The following is a 12254-nucleotide window of genomic DNA, read 5'->3' on the forward strand; positions in this document are numbered from 1 at the left end:
GGGCATGGTGACCGCCGGGCTGGTTCTGGCGCTTGGCGTTGGCGTGACGCTGTGGCGCGCGAACGCGCGCGAGGCGGAAGCGGTGTCGACTTACCCACCGCAGGGCACATTTGTGACTGTCGAGGGGCAGCAGATGCACCTGCTGGATCTGGGACAGCCTGCCACCCTGCCCGCAGGCGAACGCGCGCCGGATCTGGTGTTGATCCACGGCGCCAGCGGCCATATCCGCGATATGACCTTCCGCCTCGCACCAGCCCTCAGCGACCGCTACCGGGTGATCATCGTCGACCGGCCCGGATTGGGCTACAGTGACCGCACCCGCGGCGCGCAAACTTCCCTGAGCAAGCAAGCCGCCCTGATCCGTGGTGCGGTGGCCGACCTGGGGGCAGACCGTCCCATCGTCTTGGGGCAGAGCTATGGCGGCGGGGTTGCGCTGGCCTGGGCGCTGGATGATCCCGACAGTCTCTCTGCGCTGGTCACCGTGGGTGCGGTCTCTCACCCTTGGCCGACACCGCTCAGCACATTTTACAAGGTGACCTCCTCAGCGCTGGGTCAGCGGCTGGCGGTGCCCCTGCTGACGGCCTATGTGCCGGAGACCACCATTCGCGACACGCTGACTGAGGTCTTCGCCCCGCAACCCGTTCCCGCGGGGTATTTTGAGCATTTCGGCCCCGGCCTGACCCTGCGCCGCTCTGCCTTGCGGGCCAATGCGCGCCAGCGCGCTGACCTTCTGGCCGAAATCAAATTGATGGCGCCCCGCTACAGTGCCCTTCGCCTGCCCATTGAAGCGGTCCATGGCAGCGCGGATACCACCGTCGGGCTGGATCTGCACGCGCGCCAGCTGGAACGCGATGTGCCCACGCTCACTCTCACTGTGCTGGACGGGATCGGCCATATGCCGCATCAGGTCGCCACCGATGCGGTTGTGGCAGCAGTAGACCGGGCAGCAGCGCGGGCCGCACCGACAGAGAATTTGCGTTAAAACGATTCACATTTCTCTGCAAAGCCCCATATAAGGGACAGAAGACAGAAGGAATTTTCGAATGCCCCTGCCCTTTGACGGTGCCATCAGCGCGTTTTACCAGACCGAAGCCCCGGATGAGATCCGCGCCGCCCTCAAAAGCTCGGACAAGGACGATGTGCTGGATCCTGGCTTTCCCTATGACACGCGGATGAGCCGCAAGCACTATGACAAAGAGATGAAGCGCCTGCAGATCGAACTGGTGAAGATGCAATCCTGGGTGCGCACAACCGGCGCGCGGATTGCCATCATTTTCGAGGGGCGTGATGCAGCTGGCAAGGGCGGCACCATCAAGAGGTTTCGGGAAAATCTGAACCCACGCGGTGCTCGCATTGTGGCCCTGTCCAAACCCAGCGAGCGCGAACAGACTCAATGGTATTTCCAGCGCTATATCACCCATCTGCCGTCGGCGGGTGAAATCGTTTTCTTTGATCGCAGCTGGTACAATCGCGGCGTAGTCGAGCCAGTCTTTGGCTTTTGCACCGACGGCCAGCGCGAACGCTTTTTCGATCAGGTCAACGGGTTTGAGGAAGCGCTGGTTGAGGATGGCATTCAAGTTTTCAAGATCTGGCTCAACGTCGGACGCGCCGAGCAGCTGCGCCGGTTCCTGTCGCGCGAAACCGACCCGCTGAAACAATGGAAGCTCAGCCCGATCGACGTGAAAGGACTGAGCCTCTGGCAGGAATACTCCACCGCGATCGCTGACACGCTGACGCGCAGCCATTCGGATCATGCGCCATGGACCATCGTCCGCTCCGATGACAAGCGGCGTGCACGGCTGGCCGCCATCCGTCGGGTGCTGCATGCGGTTGATTATGCCAACAAGGACGCCAAGGCGCTTGGCGATCTGGATGGTACGATCTGTGGCGGACCGGATCTTTGGGATGCCTAAACGCGGATATCACCACGGCAACCTGCGTCAGGCGCTGGTCGAAGCCGCATTGCACCTGATCGAGGCGAAGGGCCCGACCGGATTTACCCTGTCGGAGGCGGCCAAGAAGGCAGGCGTCACCCCGGCTGCGGTCTACCGTCATTTCGACGGGCGAGAGGATCTGATTGCCGAGGCAGGCCGACAGGGCTACGTCATGTTCGCCGATCTGATGCAGCACGCCTATGACAAATATCAGCCCTCTGCCCTGGCCGCGTTTGAGGCCACAGGCCGGGCCTATCTCGCCTTTGCGCGCAAACATCCAGGCCATTACATCGCCATGTTTGAAAGCGGCATTTCCGTGAACCGCACCCCGGAGCTGGCCGAGGCCGCCAACCGCGCGCGTGCCATTCTGGAGCGGGCCGCAGCGGATCTGAGTCAACACATCCCGGCCGAAAAACGCCCGCCCGCCTCGATGTTCTCCGCTCATATCTTGGCGATGAGCCATGGGGTGGTTGAGCTTTATGCGCGCAACTCACCCGGTGCCGCCTCGCCCTTCCCGCCTGAGGATCTGCTGGAAAGCGGCATTGGCATCTATCTGCGCGGGTTAGGTCTGATTGAACCGGATAGCTGAAACTGACGGCCTGTGGCATCTGCCCCGACTGACGTAGCCCCTAAACAGTCCAGACAACGAAAAAGGCCGCAGATTTCTCTGCGGCCTTTTCCAATCCATGTGATCCAGCGATTAACGCTTGGAGAACTGGAACGAACGACGCGCTTTGCGACGACCGAATTTCTTACGCTCAACGACACGGCTGTCGCGGGTCAGGAAGCCAGCAGCTTTCAACGCGCCACGCAGGGCCGGGTTGTAGAGTTGCAGCGCCTTGGAGATGCCGTGCTTGACCGCACCGGCCTGACCGGAGAGGCCACCGCCCTTGACGGTTGCGTAGACGTCGAATTCGCCTTCGACACCGGCAACCTGGAACGGCTGGCGCAGGATCATCTGCAGCACAGGGCGTGCAAAATATGCGTTCAGCTCTTTACCGTTGACGGAGACCTTGCCGGAACCCGGCTTGATCCAGACGCGGGCAACCGCATCTTTCCGCTTGCCGGTGGCATAGGCGCGGCCCAGCTCGTCACGAACGGGTTCGCGCGAAATGGTTTCTTCGGCTACGGTTTCTACGCCTGCAACGGCGCCGAGCTCTTCGAGAGTGTTGATCTGATCAGCCATCGGTCTCAGCTCCGGGTGTTTTTCTTGTTCATGGATTTAACATCCAGAACCTCGGGGGACTGGGCTTCATGCGGGTGCTCGGCACTTGCATAGATGCGCAGGTTGGTCATCTGCTGGCGCGACAGGCGGTTGCCGGGCAGCATGCGCTTCACAGCCTGGTAGACCACGCGCTCAGGGTGCGCGCCTTCCAGAATTTGCTGTTTGGTGCGGGATTTGATGCCACCGGGGTGACCGGTGTGCCAGTAGAAGTGCTCTTCGCGCTTCTTGCCGGTCATCTGGATTTTGTCAGCGTTGATCACGATGACATTGTCGCCCATATCCATGTGAGGAGTGAAGGACGGCTTGTGCTTACCACGCAGGCGCATGGCGACGATCGAGGCAAGACGGCCCAGCACCACGCCTTCGGCGTCGATGATGATCCACTTCTTCTCGATGTCTGCCGGAGTAGCAGAGAAGGTTTTCATATCAGGTCAATCCTGTTTGACGTGAAGGGCACACCAAAGCGGCACGCCCGAATTCGATGGACGGGGTTTACGGCAGCCCAATGCGCAGGTCAACACCCGTAAATCAGATTTAATTGTTCAAAAACATACACTTAAAAAATAGGTATAATAATACCCCAAATTTTGACACCGCCCGACGCGCTGCTGCACCGATCAAAAACCGCTACTGCCGACGCGGAACAGACTAACACGCCTTTTCAGCCGTTGCCTCACACGTTAAAGCTGCATCGGAAAGACGAATTATAGGATCTCACTAACATGTTTCGAAAACTTGCTCTGGCTGGCGCCCTGCCGCTGGCCCTTGGTGCCTGCATGCAAAACGCCGAAGTTACCGCTCCCCCGGTGACGGTGGCGCTCAAGAATCAAAGTGCGACAGCGCCGCGCATTCAGGGCTACAAAGAACTGACCTTCCGCACCCATGTCGTACTGGACAAGGAGAAGATGAAGGCGACGGGCGGTCAACCCAGCAGCGCCAATATGCGCGAGGTTGTTGGCGCCAGGTGCACCGTCGAAAGCACCGAATTCAAGGCAACATTCATCACCCCGGCAAAAGTCAACGTTCCGGTGCTCAAACGTCGTCCGACACCGGCTTATGTGCAATGCAACGCAGGCGAACAGTCCGGCCGGACCATGCTCAAGCCTGAGCTGAACGGCACGGTGGTGGGCGGCGCCTCGGCTGCAGGTCTTCTGGCTGCTGCCATTACCGCAGGCATCGCTGCTGGTCGCGACAACTGGTCGTTCATCGGCAACCATGCCTCGGGCGTGTCGATCCTGGTCGAATAACCGACCCGGTCGATCATCCTATAATATATAAAGGGGCCTGACTGTTCAGGCCCCTTTCTCCTTCGCCGGACAGCCCTCCCTGAACTGGTCAACATCACACGCTGATTTGCTCTGGCGGGTTGTCCAAGAGGGCGCGCAGGCGCAGCATGGCGTCTTCGAACTGCTTCGGCGTGACATGGCCGTTCACCGCGATCCGCACCGCATTAGGGGCGCGGCCATCTCGCAGGGCAAACTCATCGGCCGACCGGATCTGAACGCCCTCGGCCTCCGCCGCGCGAGTGAAGGCGGCAGCGCGCCAGCCCGAGGGCAGTTTTAGCCACAGAAACGGCACGCTCTGCGACCAGATCAGATCAAACCCACCCAGAGTGTTGACCGCGATCCGTATGTAATTGTCCATTTCGCGACGCACATCGGCGACCAGTTTCCTGGTGCGCGGATCAGACAGCAGGATACGCGTCAGCTCGGCAACCGGCTGCGCAATTCCGAAGTAGCTGTATTCCGCCATCCGCCGCAGATCCCGGCCACGCCCCTTGGGGGCCAGCGCAAACCCAACCCGCAGCGACGGTGTCAGAGTTTTGGAAATCGACGAAACATGCCAAGAGAGATCCGGCGCCAGCGCGCGATAGCTTGGCGCGCGGGCTTCGCCCATGCGATAACAGTCATCCTCAATGATCTGCACCTCATGGCGGCGCAGCACTTCAAGGATCTGCTGGCGACGTTCCAGCGGCGTATAAAGCCCGGTTGGATTATGCACCTCGGGACTGGTGCAGAGCACCATGGCGCCGGTTTTACGGATCGCCAGCTCCAGAGAGTCGGGCAGAATGCCATGCTCATCCATCGCAACGCCCACAACCCGCGCGCGCACCAGTTCCGCCGCGCGCCGGAACCCAGCATAGGAGAGATCTTCCACTAGCACGGTCGGTTGCGGTCCCTTCAGAATGGCCTGCATCACTGTCAGGATGCCGTTCTGTCCACCATGGGTCAGCACCACGTCACGCTCATCCAGCGGGCCCAGCGGGTCCTGCGACAGCCAGTCGACCACAGCCTCACGCAGGGGGCGGTAGGCATCTCTCGTTGGGTAATTCAGGAACTGTAACGGGTCCCCTTGCGAAATCTTGACCAGCGCCTCCCGGATCGCCGCCACCTGCCCCACATCCACCAACCGCGGGCTGAACAGGCTGACATGACCCGGGTCTTTGACTTCCTTCAGGTGGAGCTGCCGCGACCAGACATCATCCTGAACCTTGGTTTCCGGTTCCGCCACAAAGGTGCCGCGCCCCACCTCAGCTTGCAAAAGCCCCGCATCCGTCAGCAGAGAATAGGCCCGCGCCACGGTGCCCGGGGTGATCTTCAGCTGGTAGGCAAGCTCCCGCACCGGCGGCAGCTTTGTACCGATACAAAGGGTGCCATCCTCGACCGCGTTTCGGATTGTATCGGCGACCCGCTGATATTTGGGACCGGATCGGCCAGAAAGATCAGTTGGCAACTCATTCGGCCAAATTGTACCCATTACAATCCTTCCTTGGACATGATGCCTCACAAATTGTACCCAAGCATTGTGATATTAACACAGGATTGTATCAATACAATAGGAAAATGCCATGACACAGAACGCAACTCCCCCTTCGACGGATATGCTCTATCTCTCCAGCCGCCCCGCCTTGCCGGTGCTGGCGGAGGTTGCAGTCTCCTTTGCGGTTCTGGTCACCAAATGGACCGTGCGCCAACGCACCCGCCAGGCATTGCGCCAATTGCCTCCGGAACTGCTCAAAGATGTTGGGCTGACCCGTGAAGAGGCACGCCATCAAGGGACTCTTCCGTTCTGGCGCCCATGATCCCCGGGCAACGGAACCACCTGACGGCCGGGGCTTGCCCCGGCCTTTTTTATGGGCTGACCGCATCCATTTTACAAAAAACCTCTTGATCGAATCCCGCCCCCACCATAGATGCCGCTTCACTTTCGGTACCGATCCCAACCCCGGACTCTTATCCGGGGGGGCGCTAAGGGCTGGCTGGATTGTCATCTACTGGAACGAAGGGGAGTGTCATGACGGACGCCAACCTCTTCCAACTGGGGATCGGTCTGGAGACAGGCGCCCAAGAGGAAGATACCGCCCGCAGTGCAACCACTGCGATCGTAAGCTCACTTGTGGATTCGGATCGCGAAGACCATTTCATCCGTCGGGATGGAAAGGTGTTTGCCGGAACCCATCTCATTATCGAGGTCATGAACGGCAGCGGACTGGATTGCGAAACCCGCATTCAGAACGCATTTCGCAAATGCGTGGACGTCTGTGGCGCCACGCTGCTGCATATCCACACGCATAAATTCTCGCCGCAGGGCGTGTCCGGTGTCGCGGTGCTGGCCGAGAGCCATATCTCCGTCCATACTTGGCCCGAGATCGGCTATGGCGCCTTTGACGTCTTCATGTGTGGCGACGCCGAACCATGGAAAGCGGTCGACGTGCTGAAAGAGGCCTTTAACACGCCCACTGTTGAGGTCCGTGAACTGCTGCGCGGTGAGGAATGCCTCGCCAAGGGCATCCCATCCAAGGAGGTCGCAGCATGAGCGATCAGACCTGGAACACCGAACGCCTGCATGCGCATTACGCGCAATCGCTGCGCGTTGATGAGATGCTCTATGACAGCAACACCGAACATCAGCGCCTAAAGGTGTTTCAGAACGGCCAGTTCGGCCGCATCCTGACACTGGATGACGTGGTACAGACCACCGAAGGCGACAATTTCATCTATCACGAGATGCTGACCCATGTGCCGATCCTGGCGCATGGCAATGCAAAGCGCGTGTTGATCATTGGCGGCGGAGACGGCGGCATGGCCCGCGAGGCGCTGCGCCACACCTCGGTCGAGCATGTGACCATGGTGGAGATTGATGCAGGCGTGGTGGACTTCTCGAAAGAATACCTGCCGATGCTGAGCGACGGCGCCTTTGACGACCCGCGGCTCAATCTGGTGATCAATGATGGTGCGCTCTTCATGAAAGAGAACACTGAGAAGTTCGACGTGATCATCGTCGATTCCACTGATCCAATTGGCCCCGGTGAAGTGCTGTTCACCGACACCTTCTATGGCCACGCGGCTCGGTCGCTGTCTGAGCATGGCATCATCGTCACGCAGAACGGCGTGCCCTTCATGCAGGGCGATGAGCTGACCGGCACCCTGCGCGCGTTCAAGGCGCTGTTTGCCGATGCCTCCTGCTATCTGGCGACCGTGCCCACTTATGCTGGCGGACCGATGGCCTTTGGCTGGGGCAGCCATTCGGACAAAGCGCGCAATGTGCGGCTTGAGGATCTTGAAGCGCGCTTCGCCGCGGCTGGGATCGAGACCGGGTACTACAACCCCGAGGTTCACAAGGCCGCCTTTGCCTTGCCGAACTACGTCAGAAAACTGTTCCCCTAACGGGACAGGCATTTGGGGGCTACGGCCCCCTTTTTCTTTTGCGCTGACATTGCGCTTGCAGCCCGCGCTCTGCGCAGCTGACGCTGCTCTGCAGGGAGAGACATATGGCTCATATCAACAAGGTTATCAAATCGATCAACTTGGACGGCGAGTTGATCTGCACCGATATTTTTCAACGGCCTGACGGAAATTATGGCTTCGACGAGTTCCGCCGAGATCCCGAGGATGGACGTGGTTGGTACAGCATTGGCCATTACGGCGAACAGGTGTTTACAGATGCCGAAGCCGCGATTGCCGCTGCAAAGACGCAAATCCACTGGTTACAGGATAAGATTGATTGAAGGACACGGCCCGGTAGCGATGGGCTTTAATCCCCTTGGCCTGGACCGCACTTCTTGCTACGCGCGACGGGAGCGAAACAAAATCTGGCAGGCCCCCATGCAGCGCGACCCGATCCTAGTTGTTGACCGCGACACCGGCGAAACCTTTGAGGAGGTGGTGCTGGGGGAGAAATGGATCCGCTGGGCCTATCAGAACGCCAGCGCTAAACCGGTGGAGAAACTGCTGTTCCGCTCTGCCCTGATCAGTCGGTTGATGGGCGCGTGGTTCGACTCGCGGCTCTCCAGAGGCAAGATCAGCGCCGTGATCGAGGATTTATCCATCGACATGAGCGAAGCCACGGAACCAACGGAAAGCTATGCAACTTTCAACGACTTCTTCGCCCGAAACCTGAGGCCTGAGGCGCGGCCTTTTGATCCTTCCCCCAGCGTGATTGCCAGCCCCGCAGACGGCCGCGTGCTGGTGTTTCCTGAACTGGCCGAGGATGTCTTTGTCCCCGTGAAGGGGTATCCGATGTCCATTCGCACCATGCTGCCCGGCATCGCGGATCGTTTCATCGGTGGCGCGCTGGCCATCGTGCGGCTGTGTCCTGCGGATTATCACCGCTATCACTTCCCCGCCTCCGGTCGGATCAGCGCCGCAAAGGATCTGTCCGGCGCGCTCCATTCGGTGAACCCGATTGCACTCGGCGCCGGGCCGGATGTCTTTGGCGAGAACAAACGCAGCTGGACCCTGATCGACACAGACACCTTTGGCAGCTACGCCTTTGTCGAAGTGGGCGCCTTTGGCGTCGGCTCCATCATCAACACTCGCACCTCGGGTGCTGTCGAGAAGATGGACGAAAAAGGCTACTTCAAATTTGGCGGCTCCACCGTCGTGGTGGTGTTCGAACCGGGCCGCGTACAGTTCAGCGACGATCTGGTCACCAACAGCGCCAAGGGCCGCGAGACGCTGGTGAAAGTTGGCCAGCCGCTGGCCGCGGCTATCTGACGTCTAGCGCCCGGGTGCCTATCGTTCTGGCGGGATCGCATAGGTCATAGTGGAGCGCGCCACCGGTCGCGGATCCCCTTCCGAAAACAACAGCACATCGCCCACCGCAAGCTGGCGGCCCAGTTTCAACAGCTTGCCCTCCGCCACCAAAGGCGTGCCGCCCACCGGCTTGCGCATGAAATCGAAGGAGGCGTTGGTGGTCACCGCCAGCGCCTTGCGCCCCAGTCGCGACAGAACCAGCGCATAAACCGTGACATCGGCCAGCCCGAACATCGACGGGCCGGAAATCGTCCCGCCCGGGCGCAGGTGGCGTTCATCCACCAGAAGCCGCATGGTGATGCCGTCCTCGTCCAATCTGTCGATGACAAAATCATTGGCAACCTCTGCAAATACCTCTTGCAGATACGCCCCCAGCCCTGCGGCATCAAACGCCAATCCCATTATGTGCTCTCTCCCTCATAGTCCCGGTTCCCTGCGAGCGGATGTCGCATGGGGCTGCCGCGCAATACCGGTTCCCCCCTTTGCGCAACATGGTCTAACGTTGGCCTCAATCCGGGGAGGGACACAAGATGACAATTTTGGAACGTCACGACAGCAACGGCATCGCCACGCTTCATCTGAACGCGCCGGAGCGGCTGAATGCGCTCTCAGATGCGATGCTGGCAGCCCTGCAGGATCAGATCGACAGCCTGCGAAACGACAGCGAAACCCGCGTGGTGATCCTGGCCGGACAGGGCAAAGCCTTCTGTGCAGGCCATGATCTGCGTGAAATGACCGCGGGACGTCAGGCAGCAGATGGCGGGCAGGCCTATTTTGCGGACCTCTTTGACCGCTGCACGAAGGTCATGCTGGGCCTGCAGCAGATCCCGCAGCCGGTGATCGCGCAGGTGCACGGTATTGCCACCGCAGCGGGCTGCCAGCTGGTTGCCTCCTGCGATATGGCTGTCGCTGCGGAGGGCACGCGGTTCGGTGTCAATGGCGTCAATATCGGCCTGTTCTGTTCCACTCCCATGGTGGCGCTGACCCGAAATATCTCGCGCAAACACGCGTTTGAGATGCTAACCACGGGTGAATTCATCAACGCCGCGCGCGCAGAGGAACTGGGCCTGATCAACCGCGTCACCGCACCTGAGGATCTGGAGCAGACCACAAACGTCCTCGCCCAAACCGTTGCCGACAAACTCGGCGCCGCCGTTAAGATCGGCAAACGCGCGTTTTATGACCAGCTCCAGCTGCCAACAGCCGATGCCTATGCCCATACCGGCGCGGTGATGGTCGAAAACCTGATGCTGCGTGACACAGTCGAAGGCATTGATGCCTTTCTGGAAAAACGCGATCCCGACTGGAAAAATCGCTGATCCGCTCAAAAAATCTAAAAGACGTCGAAAATTTTAGTCTTTGTTTACGATTGGCGATTTATTGTTTCCATGTCGGGTCTTTCAAACAAGGCAAGATCATGGCAAAGATTGGGCAGGGCTTGTGAGACACGGTCACAAACCCCGGCACAATTAGGGTCGCTGATGCGGACCGTCCCTCCACCGGGTCTCTCCCCCGGCCAGACAGTTCCCCAGCGACCCCAATACCCCTCCCGCGTAGACCAATCGACATTGCGACTGATGGCGTTGGGCTAGCACAGGCCCCAAAACGCCAGTTTTTCGCAGCGATCAGCACAAGCCGCACCGCGCAATATTGCGTGACGGCCCCAGCTGCCCTATGTGGCGGGCATGACAAAAACATTGCATATCGTGGGCGGCGGCATGGCTCACTCAGAGGCCGCATGGCAGGCCGCACATATGGGCGTAGACGTGGTGCTGCATGAAATGCGCCCCAAGGTAGAGACCTTTGCCCATCAAACCGGCAATCTGGGTGAGATGGTCTGCTCCAACTCCTTCCGCTCGGACGATGATGAACAGAACGCTGTCGGCCTGCTCCATTGGGAAATGCGCGCTGCCAATGGTCTGATCATGTCCACCGCCGAGCAGCATCGCCTGCCCGCAGGGGGCGCATTGGCCGTGGACCGTGAGCCCTTTGCCGAAACCGTGACGGCCCGGCTGAAAGCGCTGCCAAATGTCACTGTCTCCTATGAAGAGATCACCGAGCTGCCCACGGACGGCCACTGGATCTTTGCCACTGGCCCGCTGACCTCAGCCAACCTGGGTCAGGCCATTCAACAGGAGACCGGCGCCGAGGCGCTGGCCTTCTTCGACGCCATTGCGCCGATCATCTACGCCGACAGCATCGACATGTCGAAGGCCTGGATGCAGTCGCGCTATGACAAAGGCGAGACCGAGGAAGAGCGCACCGCCTATCTCAACTGCCCGATGGACAAGGACCAGTATGAGGCCTTCATCGACGCGCTTCTGGCCGCCGACAAGACCGAGTTCCACGACGGCGAGACCGCCGGTTATTTTGACGGCTGCCTGCCGATCGAGGTGATGGCTGAACGCGGCCGTGAAACTCTGCGCCACGGCCCGATGAAGCCCGTCGGCCTGACCAACCCGCATCAGCCTGAGGTCAAGGCTCATGCGGTCGTCCAGCTGCGTCGCGACAATGCGCTGGGGACCCTGTTCAACATCGTCGGCTTCCAGACCAAGATGAAATACGGCGCCCAGACAGAGGTTCTGCGGATGATTCCGGGACTGGAGAACGCCAGCTTTGCCCGGCTTGGCGGCATTCACCGCAACACTTTCCTCAACTCACCCACGCTTCTGGACAATCAGATGCGGCTGAAATCGAAACCCCATCTGCGCTTTGCCGGGCAGATCACCGGGGTTGAGGGCTATGTCGAAAGTGCCGCGATGGGTTTGCTTGCGGGCCGGATGGCAGCAGCGGAAATTCTGGGCAAAACCCTACCCGAAGTGCCGCAGGACAGCGCCATGGGTGCCCTGATCCACCACATCACCGGCGGTGCCGAGGCGAAGACCTTCCAGCCGATGAATGTCAACTTCGGCCTGTTCCGCCCGGTGGACGGGCTGAAAGGGGGCCGCCGCGGCCGCAAAGACCGCTACAAGGCCTACACCGACCGGGCAAAGGCCGCCTGGCAAGAATGGTTGGCAAACTTTTCCTAGACGCTCTGCGCGGGCAGTGCCTAAACTGCCC

Annotated in this window: 15 protein-coding genes; 11 read left to right on the top strand and 4 right to left on the bottom strand. The window is 60.1% G+C overall.

All coding sequences use genetic code 11. The features are described 5' to 3' along the window. Positions 1-4 precede the first annotated feature (4 nt). The 3 genes from L0Z65_RS06430 (at position 5) to L0Z65_RS06440 (ending at position 2523) form a co-directional block, all read left to right on the top strand. Entirely contained in the window at positions 5-982 is a 978-nt protein-coding gene (locus L0Z65_RS06430; RefSeq protein ID WP_405111769.1) for an alpha/beta fold hydrolase, read from the top strand. 61 nt (positions 983-1043) lie between these two features. Then, positions 1044-1913: a polyphosphate kinase 2 gene (gene ppk2 / locus L0Z65_RS06435; RefSeq protein WP_405111772.1), complete on the top strand. Its 870-nt coding sequence runs from the start codon at positions 1044-1046 to the stop codon at positions 1911-1913. After that, positions 1906-2523 (top strand): TetR/AcrR family transcriptional regulator, encoded by a 618-nt coding sequence (locus L0Z65_RS06440; protein ID WP_040168970.1) that lies wholly within the window; start codon positions 1906-1908, stop codon positions 2521-2523. Before ppk2 ends, L0Z65_RS06440 begins: the two co-directional genes overlap by 8 nt. Before the next feature lie 111 nt (positions 2524-2634). Here the strand turns inward: L0Z65_RS06440 and rpsI are convergent, their stop codons facing one another. Together rpsI and rplM are read right to left on the bottom strand one after the other, a co-directional pair. Next, positions 2635-3120 (bottom strand): 30S ribosomal protein S9, encoded by a 486-nt coding sequence (gene rpsI / locus L0Z65_RS06445; RefSeq protein ID WP_096871227.1) that lies wholly within the window; start codon positions 3118-3120, stop codon positions 2635-2637. 5 nt (positions 3121-3125) lie between these two features. Beyond that, entirely contained in the window at positions 3126-3584 is a 459-nt protein-coding gene (rplM, locus tag L0Z65_RS06450) for a 50S ribosomal protein L13 (RefSeq protein ID WP_014874569.1), read from the bottom strand. 297 nt (positions 3585-3881) lie between these two features. Here rplM and L0Z65_RS06455 point away from each other — a divergent pair, with 297 nt between their 5' ends. Beyond that, a complete protein-coding gene (locus tag L0Z65_RS06455) occupies positions 3882-4406 on the top strand; it encodes a hypothetical protein (RefSeq protein ID WP_040178394.1) in 525 nt (174 codons plus the stop codon). Positions 4407-4500: 94 nt separating this feature from the next. Here L0Z65_RS06455 and L0Z65_RS06460 read toward each other — a convergent pair whose 3' ends face one another. Beyond that, positions 4501-5916: a PLP-dependent aminotransferase family protein gene (locus tag L0Z65_RS06460; protein WP_405111778.1), complete on the bottom strand. Its 1416-nt coding sequence runs from the start codon at positions 5914-5916 to the stop codon at positions 4501-4503. Between the two features lie 91 nt (positions 5917-6007). On the opposite strand from L0Z65_RS06460, the gene L0Z65_RS06465 reads away from it, so the two are divergent. The 5 genes from L0Z65_RS06465 (at position 6008) to asd (ending at position 9155) form a co-directional block, all read left to right on the top strand. Beyond that, positions 6008-6241 carry a DUF1127 domain-containing protein gene (locus L0Z65_RS06465; protein WP_040178391.1) on the top strand — a complete coding sequence of 78 codons (234 nt, stop codon included), beginning with the start codon at positions 6008-6010 and terminating at the stop codon, positions 6239-6241. A 212-nt stretch (positions 6242-6453) separates the two neighbouring features. Next, entirely contained in the window at positions 6454-6975 is a 522-nt protein-coding gene (gene speD, locus L0Z65_RS06470) for an adenosylmethionine decarboxylase (RefSeq protein ID WP_405111781.1), read from the top strand. Further along, positions 6972-7826, top strand: a complete 855-nt coding sequence (gene speE, locus L0Z65_RS06475; protein WP_102897044.1) for a polyamine aminopropyltransferase — start codon at positions 6972-6974, stop codon at positions 7824-7826. The genes speD and speE overlap by 4 nt, the downstream gene beginning before the upstream one ends. 104 nt (positions 7827-7930) lie before the next feature. Continuing rightward, positions 7931-8167: a hypothetical protein gene (locus tag L0Z65_RS06480; protein WP_102897045.1), complete on the top strand. Its 237-nt coding sequence runs from the start codon at positions 7931-7933 to the stop codon at positions 8165-8167. A gap of 97 nt (positions 8168-8264) precedes the next feature. Beyond that, on the top strand, positions 8265-9155 hold the full coding sequence (gene asd / locus L0Z65_RS06485; protein ID WP_405111785.1) for an archaetidylserine decarboxylase: 891 nt from the start codon (positions 8265-8267) through the stop codon (positions 9153-9155). Positions 9156-9173: 18 nt separating this feature from the next. Here the strand turns inward: asd and L0Z65_RS06490 are convergent, their stop codons facing one another. Continuing rightward, positions 9174-9596, bottom strand: a complete 423-nt coding sequence (locus L0Z65_RS06490) for a PaaI family thioesterase (RefSeq protein ID WP_040168952.1) — start codon at positions 9594-9596, stop codon at positions 9174-9176. Positions 9597-9724: 128 nt separating this feature from the next. On the opposite strand from L0Z65_RS06490, the gene L0Z65_RS06495 reads away from it, so the two are divergent. Beyond that, entirely contained in the window at positions 9725-10513 is a 789-nt protein-coding gene (locus tag L0Z65_RS06495; protein ID WP_405111789.1) for an enoyl-CoA hydratase, read from the top strand. 366 nt (positions 10514-10879) lie between these two features. Then, a complete protein-coding gene (gene trmFO / locus L0Z65_RS06500; RefSeq protein WP_405111792.1) occupies positions 10880-12223 on the top strand; it encodes a methylenetetrahydrofolate--tRNA-(uracil(54)-C(5))-methyltransferase (FADH(2)-oxidizing) TrmFO in 1344 nt (447 codons plus the stop codon). Positions 12224-12254 lie beyond the last annotated feature (31 nt).

The organism is Phaeobacter sp. BS52 (assembly GCF_045040595.1).
In the GTDB taxonomy this organism is placed as follows: Bacteria; Pseudomonadota; Alphaproteobacteria; order Rhodobacterales; family Rhodobacteraceae; genus Phaeobacter; species Phaeobacter piscinae.

Excerpts from the sequence above, each read along its gene's own strand:
- rpsI (WP_096871227.1), bottom strand. The coding sequence starts at position 3,120 with ATGGCTGATCAGATCAACACTCTCGAAGAGCTCGGCGCCGTTGCAGGC.
- rplM (WP_014874569.1), bottom strand. The coding sequence starts at position 3,584 with ATGAAAACCTTCTCTGCTACTCCGGCAGACATCGAGAAGAAGTGGATC.
- L0Z65_RS06495 (WP_405111789.1), top strand. The coding sequence starts at position 9,725 with ATGACAATTTTGGAACGTCACGACAGCAACGGCATCGCCACGCTTCAT.
- ppk2 (WP_405111772.1), top strand. The coding sequence starts at position 1,044 with ATGCCCCTGCCCTTTGACGGTGCCATCAGCGCGTTTTACCAGACCGAA.
- L0Z65_RS06490 (WP_040168952.1), bottom strand. The coding sequence starts at position 9,596 with ATGGGATTGGCGTTTGATGCCGCAGGGCTGGGGGCGTATCTGCAAGAG.
- L0Z65_RS06430 (WP_405111769.1), top strand. The coding sequence starts at position 5 with ATGGTGACCGCCGGGCTGGTTCTGGCGCTTGGCGTTGGCGTGACGCTG.
- asd (WP_405111785.1), top strand. The coding sequence starts at position 8,265 with ATGCAGCGCGACCCGATCCTAGTTGTTGACCGCGACACCGGCGAAACC.
- speE (WP_102897044.1), top strand. The coding sequence starts at position 6,972 with ATGAGCGATCAGACCTGGAACACCGAACGCCTGCATGCGCATTACGCG.
- L0Z65_RS06465 (WP_040178391.1), top strand. The coding sequence starts at position 6,008 with ATGACACAGAACGCAACTCCCCCTTCGACGGATATGCTCTATCTCTCC.
- L0Z65_RS06460 (WP_405111778.1), bottom strand. The coding sequence starts at position 5,916 with ATGGGTACAATTTGGCCGAATGAGTTGCCAACTGATCTTTCTGGCCGA.
- speD (WP_405111781.1), top strand. The coding sequence starts at position 6,454 with ATGACGGACGCCAACCTCTTCCAACTGGGGATCGGTCTGGAGACAGGC.
- L0Z65_RS06455 (WP_040178394.1), top strand. The coding sequence starts at position 3,882 with ATGTTTCGAAAACTTGCTCTGGCTGGCGCCCTGCCGCTGGCCCTTGGT.
- L0Z65_RS06480 (WP_102897045.1), top strand. The coding sequence starts at position 7,931 with ATGGCTCATATCAACAAGGTTATCAAATCGATCAACTTGGACGGCGAG.
- trmFO (WP_405111792.1), top strand. The coding sequence starts at position 10,880 with ATGACAAAAACATTGCATATCGTGGGCGGCGGCATGGCTCACTCAGAG.
- L0Z65_RS06440 (WP_040168970.1), top strand. The coding sequence starts at position 1,906 with ATGCCTAAACGCGGATATCACCACGGCAACCTGCGTCAGGCGCTGGTC.